Origin of the sequence: Pseudomonas sp. (assembly GCF_002796985.1) — a bacterium.
In the GTDB taxonomy this organism is placed as follows: domain Bacteria; phylum Pseudomonadota; class Gammaproteobacteria; order Pseudomonadales; family Pseudomonadaceae; genus Pseudomonas.
In genome coordinates this window covers 78,653-98,292 of sequence record NZ_PEKX01000017.1, presented here as the reverse complement: position 1 = coordinate 98,292, position 19,640 = coordinate 78,653, and the positions used below count along the sequence as shown (strand labels likewise).

The window sequence follows — 19,640 nt, the reverse complement described above, 5'->3', positions numbered from 1 at the left end:
AGGAAACCTCATGAACCCATTGGTCCATTACCGCGTCGAGGACGGCCTCGCCCTCCTCGGCCTCGCCCGCGCCCCCGTCAATGCCCTGGGCCAACCTTTGCGCGCCGCCATCCTCGAAGCCTGCGAAGCGGCCGCCGCCGACACATCGGTGCGCGCGATCATCGTGCACGGTGAGGCCGGCCTGTTCAGCGCCGGCGCCGACATCAGCGAATTCGGCAGCCCGACAGCCTTTGCCGCACCGTCGCTACCCGACCTGCTGACCCGCCTGACGCGCCTGCCCAAGCCACTGATCGCCGCCATCGCCGGCTCCGCCCTGGGCGGCGGCCTGGAGCTGGCGCTGGCCTGCGGCTACCGCATCGCCGACGCCAGCGCACGCCTCGGCCTGCCGGAAATCAACCTCGGCCTGCTCCCCGGCGCTGGCGGTACGCAGCGCCTGCCACGGCTGATCGGCGTCGAGGCCGCGCTGGACCTGATGATTGCCGGCCAACCGCTCGGCGCACACCGGGCGCTGGAGCTGGGCCTGCTGGATCGGCTCGCCGCGGCTGACCAGCCTCTGCTCGACGCCGCCCAGGCATTCGCCCGCGAATTGCTGGAGCGACCAGCCCCGGCGCAGCCGCCCGCGCGCTACCCGGCCCCGGCCGACGCCCTGGCAGAGCAGTTCTTCGATGACTACCGCAGCGCCAACGAACCCCGCTGGAAGAATCGCCAGGCGCCGCGCCTGATTCTCGCCGCCGTGGAGGCCGCCTGCGTACTGCCCCTGGTCGCCGGCCTGGAGCGCGAGCAGGTGCTGTTCCGCCAGGCCGAAAGCTCCGCGCAATCGGTCGCCCTGCGCCACCTGTTCTTTGCCGAGCGCGAAGCCGGGCGCATTCCCGGCATCGAGCCGGGCATCGCCCTGCGGCCAATCGCCAGGGTCGCGGTGATCGGCGCCGGCACCATGGGTGGCGGTATTGCCATGAACTTCGCCAATGCCGGGATTCCGGTCGTCCTGCTGGAGCAGCAGGCCGAGGCACTGGAACGTGGCCTGGCGAATATCCGCAAGAACTACGAGATCAGCATCCGGCGCGGCAAGCTGAGCGAACCTGAGCTGGAGCAGCGCATGCGCCTGCTGCACGGCACGTTGAACTACGCCGATATCGCCGACGCCGATCTGGTGATCGAGGCGGTGTTCGAGAAGCTGGAAGTCAAGCAGCAGGTATTCCGCACCCTCGACGAGGTGTGCAAGCCCGGCGCGATCCTCGCCACCAACACCTCCAGCCTCGACGTCGACGCTATCGCCACGGTGACCTCGCGGCCGCAGGACGTCATCGGCCTGCACTTCTTCAGCCCGGCCAACGTCATGCGTCTGCTGGAAGTGGTGCGCGGCGCGGCCACCGCGCCGGACGTGCTGGCCACTACCCTCAAGCTGGCCAAGCGCATCGGCAAGGTCGCGGTGGTATCGCGGGTGTGCTTCGGCTTCATCGGAAACCGCATGCTCGAGCCCTATAACCGCGAAGCCCATCGCCTGGTGCTGGAAGGCGCCACCCCGGCACGAGTGGACGGCGTACTGACCGACCTCGGCCTGAACATGGGCGTGCTGTCCATGACCGACCTGGCGGGCGTCGACGTGAACTTCCTGGTGCGCGACGCCAATCGCGCCGCTTTCGCCCATGACCCGAGCTACTACCGGGTCGGCGACGCGCTCCACGCCCTGGGCCGCCATGGACAGAAGACCGGGCGCGGTTTCTACCTCTATGAGGGCCGCCAACGCCATGACGACCCGGAGGTGCTCGCTATTGCCGAGCGCCTGGCCGGCGAGTTGCACGTCGAGCGTCGATCGCTCGGCGACCGGGAAATCCACGATCGCTGCCTGTTCATGTTGATCAACGAAGGCATCCAGCTGCTCGACGAAGGCATCGCCCTGCGCGCCGGTGACATCGACCTGGTGTGGACCCACGGCTACGGCTTCCCGGCCTGGCTCGGCGGGCCCATGCACTACGCCGAAAACCTTGGCCTGGACAAGGTGCTGGCCGGCATCCGCGAGTACCGCGACGCCCTCGGCGAGTACGGTCGGATGTGGTTCCAGCCCGCCCCGCTGCTGGAGCGGCTGGTCGCTGCCGGCCACTCGCGCATCGAGAAAATCTGAAGCCCTGGCCGTCCCGCCGGGCGGCCCCAGCCCCGAGAAACGAAGATGAAAGAAGCTGTCATCCTCTCCACCGCCCGTACGCCCATCGCCAAGGCGTTCCGTGGCGCCTTCAACGCCACCCCCTCCCCCACCATGACCTCCTTCGCCATCCGCGCGGCTGTCCAGCGTTCCGGCATCGAGGCGGCGGAGATCGAAGACCTGGTGCTGGGCACCGGCATGCCCGCCGGCACCGCCGGTTGGAACCTGGGCCGCATGAGCGTGCTGGCTTCCGGGCTGCCGCTGTCGGTCAGCGGCCAGACCCTCGATCGCCAGTGCGCTTCCGGGTTGATGGCCATCGCCACCGCGGCCAAGCAGATCATGGTAGACGGCATGCAGGTCACCGTGGGTGCCGGCCAGGAGCACATTTCCCTGGTGCAGAACCGCCATATGGACTGGGTCGGCGAACACCACGACCGCCAGGTGCTCAAGCACGAACCCAACGCCTACATGCCGATGCTCAACACGGCCGAGTTCGTTGCCCTGCGCTATGGCATCGACCGCGAGGCCCAGGACGCCTATGCCCTGCAATCGCAGCAGCGGACCGCAGCAGCCCAGGCTGCCGGGCTGTTCGCCGAGGAAATCGTCCCGGTCAGCGTGACCCGGCAAGTGCTCGACAAGGCGACCGGCGCCGTCAGCGAGGAGCGGGTCGACCTGGCGCTGGACGAAGGCAATCGCCCGCAGACCCGACTGGAAGACCTCGCCAACCTCAAACCCGTCCTCAAGGACGGCAGCATTACCGCCGGCAATGCCAGCCAGCTCTCCGACGGCGCCAGTGCCTGCGTGCTGATGGACGCGCGCCTGGCTGAACAGCGCAACCTGCAGCCGCTGGGCGCCTATCGCGGCATCGCCGTGGCAGGCCTCGCCCCCGAGGAAATGGGTATCGGCCCGGTGCTCGCGGTACCCAGGCTGCTGCGGCAGCACGGCCTCAAGGTCGACGATATCGGGCTGTGGGAACTCAACGAAGCTTTCGCCTGCCAGGTGCTCTACTGCCGCGACAAGCTAGGCATCGACAACGACAGGCTGAACGTCAACGGCGGCGCCATTGCCATCGGCCACCCCTACGGCATGAGCGGCGCGCGCATGGTCGGCCACGCCCTGCTGGAAGGCAAACGTCGCGGTGTGAAGTACGTGGTGGTGACCATGTGCGTCGGCGGCGGCATGGGTGCCGCTGGCCTGTTCGAGGTGTACTGATGAGCAGCGATCCGTTCTCCCTCGCCGGCAGGACCGTCCTGGTCACCGGCGCCTCCAGTGGCATCGGCGCGCACCTGGCGCGGGTCGCCAGCCGTGCCGGCGCCCGCGTGGTGCTCGCCGCCCGGCGGGTCGAGCGCCTGGAGCAAGTCGCCGCCGAGATCCGCCGCGACGGCGGCACGGCCCTGGCAGTGCCGCTCGACGTCACCTGCCGGGTAAGCGTCGAAGCCGCTTTCCAGGCGGCCGAGGAAACCTTTGGCCCGGTCGACGTGGTGCTCAACAACGCCGGCATCGGCAGCGGTCAGCGCGCCTTGGACATCACCGAGGAAGACTGGCGCCGGATGCTCGCCACCAACCTCGACGGCGTCTGGCGCGTGGCCCAGTGTGCCGCTCAGCGCATGGTGCGCGCCGGCGTACCGGGCAGCATCGTCAACATCGCCTCGATGCTCGGTCTGCGCGTGGGCACCGGCTACAGCCACTACTGCGCGGCCAAGGCCGGCGTGGTGCAGTTGACCAAATCGCTGGCCCTGGAACTGGCGCGCCAGAGGATTCGCGTCAATGCCCTTGCGCCGGGCTACTTCAAGACCGAGATGAACGACGCCTACTTCGACAGCGAGAAGGGCCAGGCCTACATCCGCGATGCCGTGCCACTGCGCCGCCTCGGCCAGTTGCACGAGCTCGAAGGCCCCTTCCTGCTGCTGGCCAGCGACGCGGGTGCCTACATGACCGGCGAGGTGATCGCGGTGGATGGCGGGCAACTGGTGGGCTCGCTCTAGGGCGATGGAAACGACAAACGGGGCCCATTGGGCCCCGTTTTATTTTGCTCGACGCCCTCAGCGCAGCGGTGTTGCCTCGGGAAACTTCCAGCTGCCGTCAAGGATCGCCGCCTGCGGCTGATACAGGCGCACCATGTAGTTCCACCCCGGCATGATCGGCAGGCAGTTCGCCTGCTCGGCGTCACAGCCGCCGAAACGCACCTCGACCGACCCATCGGCACCCCGCTTGGCGGTGAGGCTGTTGAGCGTGTAGGCGCTCAGCGGATTGGTCTGGAAGTAGCCGGCCGCGTTGTACACGCTGACCGACCAGAAGGCATCCACCGGCACCTGGCCGATCTTCAGCCGGTACACCTGGTTGCCGTCGTTTTGCGACGGCGTCCGGTTCAGGTACAGCGCATCGCGCTCCGGATTGCCGCCCCAGGCGGAGGCGCTGCCGATCAGATGGCGCACCGGATCGACGTTCCCGGGCGTGCCGAACATGCCGCGGGAATCTCCTACCGTCTCGGCCAGGCCCAGCAAGGCCGAACGCACCTTGTCCTGGCTGGCCGGGTCCCAGGCTGGCTGCTCGAAACTCCCCGGACCACCCGGCTGGCTGACCTTGATCTGCTGCTGCAGAGCATGGGCGGCCTGCAGGTCGCTCGCGTCGTTCGGATCGACCAGGGTGCGCACGCCGATCAGCACATAGCGCGTGCCGATCTGCTGGCGGTCGAATCGATAGGTCCCGGCGCCATAGGACACGCCCGGCGTGTACTGTTCCTCACTGATGGCGATCAGCGAGAAGTAACGCTTGCCGGCATCGGGCAGGCTGATACTCACCGGCCCTGCGTCGAGGTCAAAGACCGCCGAGGAATACAGGGTGTCGCGGTTGGGCCGGACGATGAACTGGCTGGTGACCGGCACCAGCTCGGGGTTGTGCACGAACTTGCCGAAGCCGCCGCGGGCGACGGTCCGGGTGAAGAAGCGCGTCGATTCGGCGTGCGCGAAGTTGTCCACGGTCACCTCCTGCGCGGCGGAGGCCTCCACCAGCAGCGGCATGGCGAGGGCGAACGACAGGGAAACCGATAGCAGCTTTTTCATGGAAGGCTCCTTCAGGGTTGGCTGGCCAGGGTGGCGTTGACCTGCAGCGGCGGCTTGCTCCAGTGGCCGTCGAGGGCTTCAGGCTTGGGCCAGAACAGGCGCATGGCGACCACGAAGGGCCCCTGGGGCGCCGGCAGCCAGTTGCTCTCCAGGGCCTTGCCCGGCGAGTCGTGCTGGATGTACAGGGTCAGGCCACCATCGGCGTCGCGTTTGAGCTGCGGCAGCATCGGCGAATTGATCAGGTAGCGGTTCAGCGGATTGTCCACCAGCAGGCGCGACGGCAACTGGTACAGGGTCAGCGACCAGAAGGCCCGCACCGGCGGCAACTGCCCTGGCGCGAAGCGCAGTACGTAGGCGCGGGAGCCATCCAGGCGCTGGCCGTGGGCGTCCTGGTAGTACACCGGGTAGATCGCCTCTTCCTTGGAGTTGCCGTAGATGCCGGCCATCGCCGCGCGCATGCGATACAGGTAGTTGTTCTTCAGCGATGCGCGGTCACCGGTGAGATCGCCGCTGGTCAATTTGCCGGCACCGGCCAGCGCCTGCAGCTTGTCCTGCTCCTTCCAGGCATCGGCGATGCCGTCGCTGATGGCCTGGCGGACTTCCGGGCTGTAGCTGGCGGGATCGAAATGCCGGCCGGCGCCGATGTCCAGCCGCGCGAAGCGCTCCATCAGTTCACGCTCGGAGGGATGGGTCGGGCAGAAGCCGAGGATGAAGTTGAGCTGCTTGAAGAAGTCCAGCGAGCCGCGCTCCTGTTCCACTGTCAGCGGCTTGATGAAATCCACCGCTGGGGCGGCGGCCGGCGCCGGCTGGCCGAGGTAGGCCGACAGCGGGCGAACGCGGAAACCAGCCTGCACCTTGCGCACCGCATCGATGTCCTGCGGGCCGAACAGTTGCGTGCGATAGAAGACGAAGGCGAACTCGGTTTCCGAGCGCAACACCTGCTTGATGCCCTTGGGCACCGGGCCCTTCCAGTCCGGCCCGGCGAGCAGGTAGTCGCCGGCGCCGTTGCCGGTGGTGCGGCTGCCGACATAGGCGAAGTTGTGGGTGTAGGCGTCGATGAATTGCGCCGCGTAGTAACGGCCCGGCTCCACCGCCGGCATGCTCAGTACCAGCGGCTCGGTGCGCAGGTCGGCGCCCAATTGCGAATAGGGTGTGTCCGAATTCGGCGTCTGGATCGCGGTGTCCTGCGGGGTGAACACCCGCGCTTCGCTATGCACCTGGTTCCAGGCGCCCTTGTATTGGTCGCCCTCGTGGTCGACGAAGAAAGCGTGCTGGATGCGGTAGTGATCGACCAGGGGAAAGCCGTAGACATAGGCGTCCCTGGCGATCGTCCTGGCTTCGGCCGGTGTCAGCTCGGCAGCCTGGGCCACTGTGAACGTCGTGAGCAGAGCAGCCGAAAGCAGGAGCGAGGATTTCTTGTTGTTGTACACGTAAGCCTCCATTTTCGCCCGGCCATTGCCGGGCCCGGTTAGAAGATCGGACGGTTTCACTTCAGCGGCGTTTGGCACGCCGGGCGTCGCCATAGGGCCTCCATTCGCTGACCCGGCGGGCCGCATCGCCATCGGGGCGGTAGGCATGGCAGGTGCCGATGACCCAGTGGTGCGGCATCTCGAAGGCGGGGTCATGGGCTGCGCGCTCGCGCAGACGCTTCTGCACCAGGGGGGCGAGCGTCTGGATGGCGGTGGTGGCCATCGGGCCGAGCAGGTCCGTCAGGTGCGTGCAGCCGCTTACCCCGCCGACGCGCTCGGCAACCTTCTTCCTGAAGCCGGGGCCGATGCGCACTCCGGCCAGAGCCTGGTAGGCGGACGTGATCTGCCCGCACACGGGCGTTGGGGCCTGCTCGGTGAAAGCCTCGACGCTCCGGATCACCAGTTGCCGGTCCAGCACCATCAGCAGGCGCATGCGATGCAGCGTGCCGCCAGCGACGATGGTGCCGTAGGGAAAATCGGTGTCCTGGCCCTTGGTGTCGAGCAGGCGTCCTTCGATCTCGAACAGCCCGTCCTCGCGTTCATAGCCGATGCACTCCACCTGGCGGGTATGCAGCAATCGGCGCGCCGGTTTGCTCTCTTGCATGACCAGATCCCTCCTCGGAAAAAGCCAAGGGGCTCCGGAGAGCCCCTCGCATTCACACGGTGCCCAGACCGCCGCCGCAGACCAGCACCTGCCCCGAGACGTAGTTCGACTCGGGAATGCAGAACAGGTAGACGGCATCGGCCGCCTCGTCCGGGGTGCCGGGGCGGCCCAGCGGAATCAGGCTCTTCGAGGCCTCGACGGTCGCCGGGCTGATGCCGACCTTGATCTGTCGGCCCTCGATCTCGATGTAGTTCGGGTCACCCTCCACGGGCTGGGTCTGGCGCGTCTCGATATGGCCGAAGGCGACGGCGTTGACGTTGACCTTGTAGCGCCCCCACTCCTTGGACAACGCCTTGGTCATGCCCAATACGCCAGCCTTGGCCGTGGAGTAGTTGATCTGGCCCGGGTTGCCGGCGGCGGACACCGAGGAGATGTTGACCACCTTGCGGTTGACCACCCTGCCCTCCGCGGCCTCCTGTTTGGCCAGCGCGCTGATGATCGGCTGTGCGGCACGCAGGATGCGGAACGGCGCGGTGATGTGGCAGTCGAGGATGGCGTACCACTGCTCGTCGGTCATCTTCTGGACCACGTTGTCCCAGGTGTAACCGGCGTTGTTGACGATGATGTCGAGGGTGCCGTAGCTGTCCATCGCGGTCTTGATGAAGCGCTCGGCGAAATCCACGGCGGTGACACTGCCGACGCAGGCGACGGCTTCGCCACCGGCGGCGCGGATTTCGGCGACCACTTCCTCGGCGGGAGCTGAATCGAGGTCATTGACTACTACGCGGGCGCCCTCGCGGGCCAGTTTCAGGGCGACGCTGCGGCCGATGCCACGGCCGGACCCGGTGACCAGAGCCACCTTGCCTTCAAGTTTCTTCATGCTTGCTTACCTTGTTCTTGTGGGGTTCAGGCCAGCGCAACCACGGCTTCGCCGGTCAGGCGCGGCTCGCCGTACTGGTTGGCGCACAACAGTTGGATGCGAACGAGCTTCTCGTCCTCGACTTCGAACTTCTCGACGATGCGGCCGCTCAGGTGCGGAATGTGGCCGAGCTGGGTGATGCCGACGAAGCGCACCGACAGCGCACGGATTCGCGGCTGCGGCACCCAGGCGCTCAGCAGGCGGCCAAGGTAGGCAGCCGACAGCATGCCGTGGGCGAACACGTCCGGTTGCCGCGACTTGCGAGCGAAATCGAGATCGATGTGCACCTGGTTGTGGTCGCCGGAGGCCCCGGCGTACAGCGCCAGGGTGGTGCGATTGATCGGCGCCAGGGTGAGCGTCGGCAACTCGTCGCCAACCTGCACCTCGCGAAATTGCGGAATGCTCATGCTCGGCTCCTCAGCGCTGCACGGTGGACGAGCGGACATCGGCGATGTGCTCGCCGCGCTGGTTGGTCACACGGGTTTCGCAGACCACGAACTGCAGGGCGCCGCCCTTCTTCTCGTACACGTCGACAACCCGAGCGTCGAAGGTCAGCACATCGCCGGCGAAGGCCATGCGGTGATAATCGAAGGACTGCTCCGCATGCAGGATGCGGCCGAGGTCGAAACCCATGATGCCTTCGATGATGCGGTCGGTATCGCGCCCTTCCCGCTCCAGGCAGAACAGGAAGGTCGGCGGCATCGGCAGCGACGGATAGCCCGCCGCCTGGGCCACGGCCTCGTCGGTGTAGACGGGGTCGGTCTCGCCGATGGCTTTGGCGAAGAAACGCAGTTGGCCCTTTTCCAGCTCGGCGCTGGTCACGCCGAGCGAACGACCGATCAGGCTTTTGTCTGCCACTTCACGGCTCTCCAGTCAAAGAGGTGGAAGCGCACGCCCGGGTGGACGCGCGCAGGCGCATCAGCCGCGACCGAACAGGGTCACGATGCCGGCGCCGCCCAGGCCCAGGTTGTGCTGCAGGGCATGCTGCAGGCCTTCGACCTGGCGCGCCCCGGCGTTGCCGCGCAACTGGTTGGTCAGCTCGTAGCACTGCGCCAGGCCCGTGGCACCCAGCGGGTGGCCCTTGGAGAGCAGGCCGCCGGACGGGTTGGTGACCACGCGGCCGCCGTAGGTGTTATCGCCGTCGAGAACGAACTTCTCGCCCTCGCCTTCGGCGCAGAAGCCCAGGCCTTCATAGGTCAGCAGCTCGTTCTGGGCGAAGCAGTCGTGCAGTTCGCAGACGCGGATTTCCTCGGGGCCGACGCCGGCCTTCTCATAGACCTCGGTGGCGGCCTGGCGGGTCATGCCCACACCCACGGCGCTGATCATCGAGGGCGGCTCGAAGGCTTCCGGCTGGTCGGTGACCAGGGCCTGCGCGAGGATGGTCACGTCGGTGCGCAAGCCGTGCTTCTTCGCGAAACGCTCGGAGACGATGATCGCCGCGGCGCCGCCACAGGTCGGCGGGCACGCCATCAGGCGAGTCATCACGCCGGGGAAGATCACCTGGTCGGCCATCACGTCCTCGACGCTGATGACCTTCTTGAAGACCGCCAGCGGGTTGTTGGCGGCATGACGGCTGGCCTTGGCGCGAATCGCGGCGAAGGTTTCCATCTTCGTGCCGTACTTCTCCATGTGCTCCTTGCCGGCGCCGCCGAAGAAGCGCAAGGCATTGGGCATGCCGACGCCCTCGGGGAAGACGATATCGGCCACGGCATTGCCCTTGCCGATGGTCGCCGGACGGTCGGTCCAGTGATCCTTCAGCGCGCCGGGCTGCATCTGCTCGAAACCGAAGGCCAGGGCGCAGTCCACCGCACCGCTTTCCACGGCCTGGCGCGCCAGCCAGAGCGCGGTGGAGCCGCTGCCGCAGTTGTTGTTGACGTTGACCACCGGGATACCACTCAGGCCGACTTCGTAGAGCGCCGACTGGCCGCTGGTGGAGTCGCCATAGACGTAGCCGGCGTAGGCCTGCTGCACCAGGCGGTAATCGATGCCGGCATCCTGCAGGGCCAGGCGCACGGCCTGAGCGCCCATCTCGATGTAGCTGGCGCTGGCGCCGGGCTTGGCGAACTGAATCATGCCGACGCCGGCAACGTAGGTTTTCTGCGACATCACTATCTCCAGACTCATGGGGCGGAAGGCGACCGGCGCCGCGTGCGACGAACCGGACAAGCTGGAGTCGATGGTTGCCGAGGGGCCGTCCAGCGACATCCCCTCCCCCCTGGAGGCCACCCCCCTCCCGTCGAGGGGGACGGGCCGCCGCAGGAGCGTGCTCCGGCATACCCCCCCTTATGGGAGGGGGCACGATCGTCCGCCGAGGGGAGGAGGTGGTAGTGCGGCAGGTACAGGATGAGCCTGCCGTCAGAACACGGCGCAACCCGCAGACGCCGGGACCACGACAGCCCGCCGACCTCTCCGTCATTGGCTCGTGCACTGTCCGTCCCGGCGCCGGACTGACCTCGAAGGTCATCCCGAATGTCGAGGAACCCTGTATTGGAGCAGCGCATGACAATAAGAAAAACCGCAGTCTTCCAACCCCACCTGCTTGCCGCCGCCATCGCCCTGGGCATGGCGTCCCAGGCCGGTGCCGTCGATTTCAACATCGGCGAAATCGAAGGCAAGTTCGACTCGTCGCTATCCATCGGCGGCAGTTGGTCCACTACCGGGGCCAACCCCAACTTCATTTCCAACTTCAACTCCCAGGGCGCCAAAGGCAAGTCCGCCTCGCGTACCGCCGACGATGGCCGCTTGAACTTCCGCTCCGGCGAAAACTTCTCGACCATCTTCAAGGGGCTGCATGACCTGGAACTGCGCTACGGGGACAGCGGCGCCTTCCTCCGAGGCAAATACTGGTACGACTTCGAACAGGCCGACGGCAGCCAGCACTTCTACGACATCGACGACGCCGGCCGCGACCAGGCAGCGCGCACCAAGGGCGGCCAGTTTCTCGATGCGTTCGTCTACCACAACTACAACCTGGGCGACCTGCCGGGCAACGTGCGCGTGGGCAAGCAGGTGGTGAACTGGGGCGAGAGCACCTTCATCCAGAACGGCATCAGCGCGATCAACCCGGTGGACGTTGCGGCGCTGCGCCGCCCCGGCTCCGAGGTCAAGGAAGCGCTGGTACCGGTGAACATGTTCTACCTGTCCCAGGGCCTGACCGAAAACCTCACCGCCGAGGGCTTCTACCAGATCGAGTGGGACCACACGGTGGTCGACAACTGCGGCACCTTCTTCGGTGCCGACGGTGTCGCCGCCGGCTGCTACGACCGCCTGGTGGTGACCGGCGACGACCTCGCCCCCGGCGTTGCCCACAACACCGGCGGCCCGGCCACCCTGGTGCGCGGCGGCACCGACGATGCCTACATCCCGCGCAGCAAGGACCGCGATGCCCGCGACGGCGGCCAGTACGGCCTGGCCCTGCGCTGGTTCGTCCCGGAGCTGAACGACACCGAGTTCGCCGCCTACGCGATGAACTACCACAGCCGCTCGCCCTACCTGAGCCTGACCACCGCGAAAACCCTGACTAACCAGTTGGCGGCGATCCGTAGTGCGCGCTACTTCATCGACTACCCCGAGGACATCCGCCTTTACGGCCTGAGCTTCGCCACCAACCTGCATGGCGTTTCGCTGGGCGGCGAACTGAGCTTCCGGCCGAACATGCCGCTGCAGATCAACACCGCCGACCTCAACCTGGCGGCGCTGGGCAGCGCCACCTCACCGGTCTACGTCAGCGGTCAGCAGAGCCTGCACGCCGGCGCCGACATCCCCGGCTACAAGCGCATGCCAGTGACCCAGGCGCAGCTGACCGCGACCAAGCTGTTCAACCAGGTACTGGCCGCCGAGCGTCTGACCGTCGTCGGCGAGGTGGGTTACAACCACATCGGCGGCGTTGGCGATGCCGATGGCACGGACATCCGCTTCGGCCGCAACCCGGTGTTCGGCGCCGGCCAGCTGAACAACCAGGCGGTCTGCGTCGGCTCCGCCAAGGGCACGCCGAACGCCAGCAACCCTCAGCAGGAATGCAACGACAACGGCTTCTACACCAGCAGCTCGTGGGGTTACCGCGTCCGCGCGCAGCTGGACTACCCCAACGTCTTCGCCGGTATCAACCTGTCGCCGAACCTCGCCTGGTCGCAGGACGTCAGCGGCTACGGGCCGAACTTCGAAGAGGGCCAGAAGGCCGTCAGCGTCGGTCTCAACGCCGACTACCAGAGCACCTACACGGCCAGCCTGGCCTACACCGACTACTTCGGCGGCCACTTCAATACCCAGACCGACCGCGACTTCGTCGCACTCAGCTTCGGCGTGAACTTCTAAGGCAGGTAACCAAGCATGAAGAACACCATCCTGATGAAAACCGGCGCCCTGGCGCTGACCCTGCTCGCCTCCAGCGTGATGGCCGCCGTCTCGCCGCAGGAAGCCGAACAACTGGGGAGCAGCCTGACTCCGCTCGGTGCGCAGAAGGCCGGCAACGCCGACGGCAGCATCCCGGCCTGGACGGGCGGCCTGAAGGCCGATGCCGCGCCGGTACAGAACAGCTTCCTGGGCGACCCCTTCGCCAACGAAAAGCCGCAGTTCGTCATCACCGCGGCCAACGCCGAGCAGTACAAGGACAAGCTGACCCCTGGCCAGCTTGCACTGCTCAAGCGCTACCCCGACAGCTATCGCATCCCGGTATACCCCAGCCACCGCACCTTCTCGGCCCCGCAGCGCATCTACGACGCGGCGAAGACAAGCGCGCAGACCACCCAGCTGATCAACGACGGCAACGGCCTGAGCAACTTCACCTCGCACTACTACGCCTTCCCGATACCCAAGAGCGGTGTAGAGGTCGTCTGGAACCACGAGACGCGCTACCGTGGCACCAATTACCTGCGCTACAGCGCCCAGGCGGTGCCGCAAGCCAAGGGCGACTACGTACAGGTCGGGTTCCGCGAAACCATGGGCATGCCGCAATACCTGGCCGACAGCGATCCGGCGCAAACGGCCAACATCCTGTTCCTCTACAAGCAGGAAATCATCGCTCCGGCGCGCCTGACCGGTACCGTCAACCTGGCCTATGAAACCATCGACCAGCTCAAGGACCCGCGCCAGGCCTGGACCTACAACGCCGGCCAGCGCCGCGTGCGACGCGCCCCGGAAATCGCCTACGACGGTCCGGGCACGGCCGCCGACGGCATGCGCACCACCGACAACACCGACCTCTACAACGGCTCGCCGGACCGCTACACCTGGAAGCTGATCGGCAAGAAGGAGATGTACATCCCGTACAACAACTACCGGCTGTGGTCGCCCTCGGTGAAGTACGCCGACATCATCAAGCCCGGCCACATCAACCAGGACCTGACCCGCTACGAACTGCACCGCGTGTGGGAAGTGGAAGGCACGCTCAAACCCGGCGAACGCCATATCTACGCCAAGCGCCACATGTATTTCGACGAGGACAGCTGGGCACTGGTGGAGGTCGATCACTATGACAGCCGTGGCCAGCTCTGGCGCGTTGCCGAGGGGCATCTGGTCAGCGATTACCAGCAGGGTATCGCCAGCTACGCCGCGCAGACGCTCTACGATCTGATCGCCGGCCGCTACGTGGTACTTGGGATGATCAACGAATCCAAGCACGGCACCCTGTACGACCAGAAGTTCTCCATCAATGACTTCAAGCCAGCCGCCCTGCGTAACGCCGGTATCCGCTGACCCTTCCTCGCGCCAACGCAAACGCCCCGCTTTTCAGCGGGGCGTTTGCGTTTGGGAAGGGGAAGCTTCAGTGAGGACGGCATGCACCATGCGCGCGATGAGTACAGCGGTGCCCGGTTTGGCGAGATACTCCGGGTGCGCCAGCGCCACCGCCCGTGGCAGGGTCAGCAGGGTCTGGTAGACCAGGAAATGTGCAGTTTCGCGATCGGTGACGTGGATTTCATCGGCGAAGCGATTGAACAGCGCCGGCGTGGCGCCGGCGGACCAGGACTGCCGGGCTTCCACCAGGTCCAGGCGGACCAGCTCATCGTAGCGTGTGGAGCGTTGGCTGAATTCCGGGTCGAGACAGGCCTTGCGATGGTGTACCGCGAGGCCGAAGCGCAACACCATGACGATGCCGTCGAACAGCGTCGCGTGGGCAGGCAGCGCCATGATCTCGTTCAGCAACTCCTGGCTGACTTCCGTGCGGTAGTCCTCGAAGATCGCCGCGATCAATGAGTCCATGGCGGGAAAATATTCGTAGATCGAGCTGATCGCCACGCCTGAAACGTCCGCCAGTCGTGAGGCGGTCAGCGCATCGCGCCCACCGTCCTCCAGCAACTGCCGACCTGCCTGCTTGAGGGCGGCCACCAGTGCAATCGAACGGGCCTGTTTCGGCTCCTTGCGAGGGCCGGGCGGCATGGCCACCGGCACGCTCATTTCCTCCGGCACACTGCTCTGCTGGGGGGGTGATTTGCTCATTGGCGAGCTCCTTCACAGCAATGAGCTGTCAGTGTAAAGCGGGCACGGCGCAACGCCCACCCCGTCGGATCGACGGGGTGGGCGGAGCACTCACACAGCCAGACTGGCGAGCTCTTCGCGGATCGGCGCGGGGATGCGCGCGGCGCGCTGGCTCTGCCGATCGACATAGACATACACCACCTCCCCGGTGGCGCTTGCCTGCTCGTCGTCCTCACGAAACACACCCAGCTCGTAGCGCGCACTGCTGTTGCCCAGGTGCGCGATGCGCAGGCCGACCGTGACCCGCTCGGGGAAAGTGATGGATGCGTGGTAGGTGCAGTTGGAGGCGGCAATCAACCCGATGACCGGGCTGCAGCCGATATCCAGGGTGCCGCTTTCGACCAGGAATTGGCTGATGGCCGAATCAAAGAACGAGTAATAGACCACGTTGTGCACGTGCCCGTATGAGTCGTGATCACCCCAGCGGGTGGTGACGGGATAGAAGCAGCTGAAGTCTTCCCGCCGCAGCCGTACCGCGCGGGTGCTCACAGCACCTCCTGGTACAGGGCGCGAATATCCTCCAGGCGAACCTCGCGTGGATTGTTACCCAATAACCGTACCTGCTTCAGTGCATCCTGGGCCAAGGCGTCCAGGTCAGACTCGACGATGCCCACCTCGCGCAGGCGAGTCGGCAGCTTCAAGCGCCCTGGCAACTGGGCGAAATGCTCGGCCAACGCCAGCGCCTTGCTCCGCGCATCCCCGCTCAGGCCCGGCAGCACGATGTCCGCCAGCTCGGCATACAACGGCGCCGCCACATCGAGGTTGAACCGCAGTACGGCCGCCAACACCAGTGAATTGGACAGTCCATGCGGCACGTGGAAGCGCGCGCCCAGTGGGTAGGCCAGGGCGTGTACCGCCGCCACCGGGGCATTGGCGAAGGCCATACCCGCCAGGCAGGCGCCGAGCAACATGTCTTCGCGCGCCTGCATGTCGGAGCCATCGTCGCAGGCCCTGTCCAGGCTGCCCGACAGCAAACGCAGCGCTTCGCGAGCCAGGCAATCGGAGATTGGATTCTTGCGTAGGCGCGTGGTGTAGGCCTCAATGGCATGCACCATGGCGTCGATGCCAGTGGCGGCGGTCACATGCGCCGGCAGCCCCACCGTCAGGTCCGCATCGAGCACCGCCAGGTCGGGCAACAGCAACGGCGAGATCACCACATTCTTCTCGCCGCTGGCGGTGGTCACCACCGACACCGCGGTCACCTCCGACCCGGTGCCCGCCGTGGTGGGCACCAGCACCAGTGGCAGACGCGGGCCGCGCGCCACGTCGATGCCATACACGCTGCTCAGCGACTCATCGCTGCATGCCAGCAGGGCCGCCAGCTTCGCAGCATCCAGCGAGCTGCCGCCACCAAAGCCGATCACGCAATCGGCGGAGCAATCCAGCGCCGCGTCCACCGCCGCCTGGATCACCGACTCCGGCGGGTCTGCCTGGACTTCGGCGAAAACCTGCAAGGCCACACCGGTGCGTTCGAAGTCCTCGATGACCGGCTGCAGCAGGCCGGTGCCGAGCACGCCGGGGTCGGTCACCAGCAGGACCGAGCGGCAATTCATGTTGCGCACCCGCTCCGCCAGGCGCGCGGCGGCGCCCCGCTCGACGAGGATGGACGGGGTGGTAATGAAAGTCAGCGTACGCATCAGGACTCCCTTCAGGCGAGTGTCAAATGGACGGAACCCCGGCCTGAAAGGCGTCTGCGCAACTCAGGCGGCTCCTCTATCACCGCCAGCTTAGGGCGCGCAAATAGGCGCGCGAGCCCCCTCCGGTAGAGGGGGCGCACGTCACACGGTACGTGCCGGCACGTGTCGACCGGCAAATCCAGAATGTCCGTTTTCAGTCGCCCGAGAAACATCATTTTAATCATTAATTTCAATGAGTTATGAGCACTGGTCGCGCGCGGAATCCGGAACGTCCGCCGCCTGGTCAGTCCTTATACTGACTCCACGGATCAGTGTGGATTGCCTGTGCTCCCGCTGCCGCCCGATCCGGCGCCCGGCGCCGGCCTTCCCCCCGGAGTAGCGAGCTCACCGATGCCTGCATCGACAGAAGAACAAGTAAAGCTATTGCTCAATGACCCCGTCGCCCTCGCCGGGCACTCCTGCCAGACCTGGAGCCACCTGCCTCGCGGCGAAATGGATGCCCTGCAACTCACCGCGCTGCAGCAGCGCTTCGGCGAATTGCGCGACAACGTGCCCACGCTGAAGAAGCTCGCCGACGCCCAGGCGGTAGAACGCGTCGAACAATTCGACGATGTGGTGCCGCTGCTGTTCGAGCACACCGTCTTCAAGTCCTACCCGCCGTCACTGCTGGAAAAGAACAACTTTACCGCCATCAACAAATGGCTGGCCAAGCTGGTGACGTCCGACATGGGCGAGGCTATCGCGGCAGTGGACGTCAGCGCCTGTCAGGGCCTGGACGACTGGTTCGAAACCATGGACGCGGCGCTGCCGCAACTGTGCATCAGTCACACCTCGGGCACCTCGGGCACCCTCTCCTTCCTGCCCAACAGCAGCCGCGAATACGAGAAAGCCGTTTCCGTGCGAAGGATGTTCGCCTGGAAGCAGGAAGGTCCCGACTCGCCGCATCCGGACATGCACACCGCCTACCCCTATTACCGCAAAGGCTACCTCAGCCACCTGCGCGGCAACGTCGCGCTGATGAAGCTGCTGCTGCCCAGCGAGTCGAACTTCCACGCTGCCTATCCGGAAACCCTCTCCAGCGACGTGCTGCACCTGGGCGCCAAGCTGCGCGCCGCACAGTCCAAGGGCACCCTCGACCGCCTGGTGATCAGCCCGGCGCTGCTGGCGAAGAAGAAATCCTTCGACCAGTTGCAGGCGCAGATGCCTCAGCACCTGGCGGCGTTCTTCGACCGCATGGCCAGCGAACTGAAGGGCAAGCGGGTCTATATCGGCGGCACCTGGAACCTCCTCCACGGCATGGCCAAGGCCGGTCTGGAGCGAGGCCTGGAGGGCGTGTTCCACCCTGACTCCTATATCGCCACCACCGGCGGTGCGAAAGGCGTAATCCAGCCTGAAGGCTGGCGCGACGATGTGCTGCGCTTCACCGGTGCCCAGCGCATCAACGAGTCCTACGCCATGTCCGAAGTGGTCAGTGGCTCGCATCTGCGCTGCGAAGAGGGCCATTACCACTTCGCGCCCACGGTGATCCCCTTCCTGCTCGATCCGCAAACCAGCAAGCCGCTGCCGCGTACCGGCCAAGTCACCGGCCGCGCCGCCTTCTATGACCTGGGCGCCGACGTGCACTGGGGAGGCTTCATCACCGGCGACGAAATCACCGTCGAATGGGACCAGCCCTGCGCCTGCGGGCGTCCGAGCCGTTACGTGGTGGGCGCGATCCAGCGCTACAGCGAGAAGAACGGCGGCGACGACAAGATCACCTGCGCCGCGTCGGAAAACGCGCACCGCGAGGCGATGGACTTCCTGAATACCTTCGAGGGCTGAACAACATGAGCAAACCCATCGCGCCGATGATCATTCGTGGCGAGGTCATCACCGACAACCTGATCGAAGTGGGTGGCCGCGGCGGCGATCTGAGCTTCCTCACGCCTGACGCCCACCAGTACGTCGACAAGTTGCCGCTGGGCAACCCGGCGAAACTGGCCGATCTCTACGAGCTGAGCTTCGAGGACATCCTCGACTACGCCAGCGCCCTGGCCGAACGCCTGGATTTCGCCAGCAACCCGTTCCTGCAGGAAGCCTGCGAGCTGTCCTACCAGACCGCGCCCGTCACCCCGACCATGCTCAAGGCCGCGTACATGAGCCTACGCCAGTACCTCGACCGCGACTTCATCGTCGAGATGGTCGAAAGCACCGTCGGCGTGAAGTACCTCGAAGGCTGGGTCAAGCAGCAACTGCGTGACGGCACCGAACTGGAAACCCGCTGCTTCGGTGCACGCACCCTGCACATCGTCGCCGGCAACGCGGCGCCGCTGTCGCTGGTGACCATCCTGCGCAACATGGTCCTGCGCAGCGATGCGATCATCAAGGCGCCGTCCAACGACCCGTTCACCGCCCTGGCCATCGCCCGCACGATGGTCGAGATGGCGCCGGACCACCCGCTGACCCGGCACCTTTCGGTCGCCTACTGGAAAGGCGGCGACCAGGCCCTGGAGCAGCGCCTCTACCAGCCGCAGAACATCGAGAAGGTCGTCGCCTGGGGCGGTTACGCTGCGCTCAAGCACGTCACCCAGTACATCCAGCCAGGCCTGGAACTGATCTCGCTGGACCCCAAACGCAGCGCCAGCGTCATCGGCGCCGACACATTCGCCAGCGAAGCCAGCCAGCGAGAGGCGGCCGTGCGGCTGGCTACCGACATCGGCGCGCTGAACCAGAAGGGCTGCGTCTGCGCCCGCGTGATCTACGTGCAGAGCGGCACCGACGAAGCCGGCCTTGAGCGCCTGAACCGTTTCGGTCGCTATGTCTACGACGCCATGCTGGCGCTCCCCAATACCCTGAGCACCGCGCCCAAGCGTTACGACCAGGGCCTGAAGGCCCACATTGACGCGCTGCGCCTGGATGACGACTGGTACAAGGTGATCGGCGGCCAGGATGGCGAAGGCGCAATCATCTGCTCGCAGATCCCCGAGGCGGTGCCCTTCTCCACTCTGCTTGACGACCGCACCGCCAACCTGGTGCCGGTGGACGAGCTGGACGAAGTGATGGACGCGGTGGATGCCTACACCCAGACCGTCGGTGTCTACCCCGAGTCGGTCAAGGACCAGTTGAAGAACGTACTGCCGCTGTATGGCGCCCAGCGCATCGTTTCGCTGGGCTATGCGGCGGCGATGAAATGGCAGGCGCCGCAGGATGCCATCGAGCCGATGCGACGCATGGGCAAGTGGATCTCCAATCAGATCGCTTCGCCGGAAACCACCCCCGCGCCCTGGCTGCGCCCTTCCCTCTAACCCCGCTGCACGCCCGGAGTGCCGGGCGCGCCCTTTCCTTTCGCAGGTATC

General features: G+C 66.1%; 17 protein-coding genes. 7 read left to right on the top strand and 10 right to left on the bottom strand.

Features of this window, described 5'->3' with window-relative positions:
• The first annotated feature begins 10 nt into the window (after positions 1 to 10).
• From CTR55_RS20490 to CTR55_RS20480, 3 genes are read left to right on the top strand one after another with little or no spacing between them, the layout of a single operon-like run.
• On the top strand, positions 11 to 2,122 hold the full coding sequence (locus CTR55_RS20490) for a 3-hydroxyacyl-CoA dehydrogenase NAD-binding domain-containing protein (RefSeq protein ID WP_296288846.1): 2,112 nt from the start codon (positions 11 to 13) through the stop codon (positions 2,120 to 2,122).
• Positions 2,123 to 2,167: 45 nt separating this feature from the next.
• Complete coding sequence (locus CTR55_RS20485; RefSeq protein ID WP_296288844.1) at positions 2,168 to 3,352, top strand: acetyl-CoA C-acyltransferase; 1,185 nt, start codon at positions 2,168 to 2,170, stop codon at positions 3,350 to 3,352.
• A complete protein-coding gene (locus tag CTR55_RS20480; protein WP_296288842.1) occupies positions 3,352 to 4,125 on the top strand; it encodes an SDR family NAD(P)-dependent oxidoreductase in 774 nt (257 codons plus the stop codon). Before CTR55_RS20485 ends, CTR55_RS20480 begins: the two co-directional genes overlap by 1 nt.
• Positions 4,126 to 4,182: 57 nt before the next feature.
• On the opposite strand, the gene CTR55_RS20475 is transcribed toward CTR55_RS20480, so the two are convergent.
• The 7 genes from CTR55_RS20475 to CTR55_RS20445 form a co-directional block, all read right to left on the bottom strand.
• A complete protein-coding gene (locus CTR55_RS20475; RefSeq protein ID WP_296288840.1) occupies positions 4,183 to 5,202 on the bottom strand; it encodes a DUF1254 domain-containing protein in 1,020 nt (339 codons plus the stop codon).
• A gap of 11 nt (positions 5,203 to 5,213) precedes the next feature.
• On the bottom strand, positions 5,214 to 6,632 hold the full coding sequence (locus CTR55_RS20470) for a DUF1254 domain-containing protein (protein ID WP_296288837.1): 1,419 nt from the start codon (positions 6,630 to 6,632) through the stop codon (positions 5,214 to 5,216).
• Between the two features lie 61 nt (positions 6,633 to 6,693).
• Entirely contained in the window at positions 6,694 to 7,275 is a 582-nt protein-coding gene (locus CTR55_RS20465) for a DUF2889 domain-containing protein (protein ID WP_296288835.1), read from the bottom strand.
• A gap of 52 nt (positions 7,276 to 7,327) precedes the next feature.
• Positions 7,328 to 8,155, bottom strand: a complete 828-nt coding sequence (locus CTR55_RS20460; RefSeq protein ID WP_296288834.1) for an SDR family NAD(P)-dependent oxidoreductase — start codon at positions 8,153 to 8,155, stop codon at positions 7,328 to 7,330.
• A gap of 26 nt (positions 8,156 to 8,181) precedes the next feature.
• Positions 8,182 to 8,601 carry a MaoC family dehydratase gene (locus CTR55_RS20455; protein ID WP_296288832.1) on the bottom strand — a complete coding sequence of 140 codons (420 nt, stop codon included), beginning with the start codon at positions 8,599 to 8,601 and terminating at the stop codon, positions 8,182 to 8,184.
• Positions 8,602 to 8,611: 10 nt separating this feature from the next.
• Positions 8,612 to 9,052: a MaoC family dehydratase N-terminal domain-containing protein gene (locus tag CTR55_RS20450; protein ID WP_296288831.1), complete on the bottom strand. Its 441-nt coding sequence runs from the start codon at positions 9,050 to 9,052 to the stop codon at positions 8,612 to 8,614.
• A gap of 60 nt (positions 9,053 to 9,112) precedes the next feature.
• Complete coding sequence (locus CTR55_RS20445) at positions 9,113 to 10,300, bottom strand: lipid-transfer protein (protein ID WP_296288830.1); 1,188 nt, start codon at positions 10,298 to 10,300, stop codon at positions 9,113 to 9,115.
• Between the two features lie 393 nt (positions 10,301 to 10,693).
• Here CTR55_RS20445 and CTR55_RS20440 point away from each other — a divergent pair, with 393 nt between their 5' ends.
• Both CTR55_RS20440 and CTR55_RS20435 read left to right on the top strand, forming a co-directional pair.
• Positions 10,694 to 12,508, top strand: coding sequence for a DUF1302 domain-containing protein (locus CTR55_RS20440; protein WP_296288828.1), 1,815 nt, complete (start codon positions 10,694 to 10,696; stop codon positions 12,506 to 12,508).
• Between the two features lie 15 nt (positions 12,509 to 12,523).
• The gene (locus tag CTR55_RS20435; RefSeq protein WP_296288826.1) at positions 12,524 to 13,888 is read left to right on the top strand and encodes a DUF1329 domain-containing protein; all 1,365 of its coding nucleotides are present in this window, start codon (positions 12,524 to 12,526) and stop codon (positions 13,886 to 13,888) included.
• Between the two features lie 33 nt (positions 13,889 to 13,921).
• Here the strand turns inward: CTR55_RS20435 and CTR55_RS20430 are convergent, their stop codons facing one another.
• The 3 genes from CTR55_RS20430 to CTR55_RS20420 form a co-directional block, all read right to left on the bottom strand.
• Positions 13,922 to 14,629 carry a TetR/AcrR family transcriptional regulator gene (locus CTR55_RS20430; protein WP_296288824.1) on the bottom strand — a complete coding sequence of 236 codons (708 nt, stop codon included), beginning with the start codon at positions 14,627 to 14,629 and terminating at the stop codon, positions 13,922 to 13,924.
• 90 nt (positions 14,630 to 14,719) lie between these two features.
• Complete coding sequence (locus tag CTR55_RS20425) at positions 14,720 to 15,157, bottom strand: thioesterase family protein (protein ID WP_296288823.1); 438 nt, start codon at positions 15,155 to 15,157, stop codon at positions 14,720 to 14,722.
• Positions 15,154 to 16,305 (bottom strand): iron-containing alcohol dehydrogenase, encoded by a 1,152-nt coding sequence (locus CTR55_RS20420; protein WP_296288821.1) that lies wholly within the window; start codon positions 16,303 to 16,305, stop codon positions 15,154 to 15,156. Before CTR55_RS20420 ends, CTR55_RS20425 begins: the two co-directional genes overlap by 4 nt.
• A 390-nt stretch (positions 16,306 to 16,695) precedes the next feature.
• On the opposite strand from CTR55_RS20420, the gene CTR55_RS20415 reads away from it, so the two are divergent.
• On the top strand, positions 16,696 to 18,126 hold the full coding sequence (locus tag CTR55_RS20415; protein WP_296288819.1) for a hypothetical protein: 1,431 nt from the start codon (positions 16,696 to 16,698) through the stop codon (positions 18,124 to 18,126).
• A 5-nt stretch (positions 18,127 to 18,131) separates the two neighbouring features.
• Entirely contained in the window at positions 18,132 to 19,589 is a 1,458-nt protein-coding gene (locus tag CTR55_RS20410; protein WP_296288817.1) for an acyl-CoA reductase, read from the top strand.
• Positions 19,590 to 19,640: the final 51 nt, after the last annotated feature.

What these genes read in the sequence shown, in the direction of transcription:
- CTR55_RS20460 (WP_296288834.1), bottom strand. Translation starts at nt 8,155, where the DNA reads ATGAAGAAACTTGAAGGCAAGGTGGCTCTGGTCACCGGGTCCGGCCGT.
- CTR55_RS20475 (WP_296288840.1), bottom strand. Translation starts at nt 5,202, where the DNA reads ATGAAAAAGCTGCTATCGGTTTCCCTGTCGTTCGCCCTCGCCATGCCG.
- CTR55_RS20440 (WP_296288828.1), top strand. Translation starts at nt 10,694, where the DNA reads ATGACAATAAGAAAAACCGCAGTCTTCCAACCCCACCTGCTTGCCGCC.
- CTR55_RS20415 (WP_296288819.1), top strand. Translation starts at nt 16,696, where the DNA reads ATGCCTGCATCGACAGAAGAACAAGTAAAGCTATTGCTCAATGACCCC.
- CTR55_RS20490 (WP_296288846.1), top strand. Translation starts at nt 11, where the DNA reads ATGAACCCATTGGTCCATTACCGCGTCGAGGACGGCCTCGCCCTCCTC.
- CTR55_RS20485 (WP_296288844.1), top strand. Translation starts at nt 2,168, where the DNA reads ATGAAAGAAGCTGTCATCCTCTCCACCGCCCGTACGCCCATCGCCAAG.
- CTR55_RS20435 (WP_296288826.1), top strand. Translation starts at nt 12,524, where the DNA reads ATGAAGAACACCATCCTGATGAAAACCGGCGCCCTGGCGCTGACCCTG.
- CTR55_RS20420 (WP_296288821.1), bottom strand. Translation starts at nt 16,305, where the DNA reads ATGCGTACGCTGACTTTCATTACCACCCCGTCCATCCTCGTCGAGCGG.
- CTR55_RS20410 (WP_296288817.1), top strand. Translation starts at nt 18,132, where the DNA reads ATGAGCAAACCCATCGCGCCGATGATCATTCGTGGCGAGGTCATCACC.
- CTR55_RS20445 (WP_296288830.1), bottom strand. Translation starts at nt 10,300, where the DNA reads ATGTCGCAGAAAACCTACGTTGCCGGCGTCGGCATGATTCAGTTCGCC.
- CTR55_RS20480 (WP_296288842.1), top strand. Translation starts at nt 3,352, where the DNA reads ATGAGCAGCGATCCGTTCTCCCTCGCCGGCAGGACCGTCCTGGTCACC.
- CTR55_RS20465 (WP_296288835.1), bottom strand. Translation starts at nt 7,275, where the DNA reads ATGCAAGAGAGCAAACCGGCGCGCCGATTGCTGCATACCCGCCAGGTG.
- CTR55_RS20455 (WP_296288832.1), bottom strand. Translation starts at nt 8,601, where the DNA reads ATGAGCATTCCGCAATTTCGCGAGGTGCAGGTTGGCGACGAGTTGCCG.
- CTR55_RS20430 (WP_296288824.1), bottom strand. Translation starts at nt 14,629, where the DNA reads ATGAGCAAATCACCCCCCCAGCAGAGCAGTGTGCCGGAGGAAATGAGC.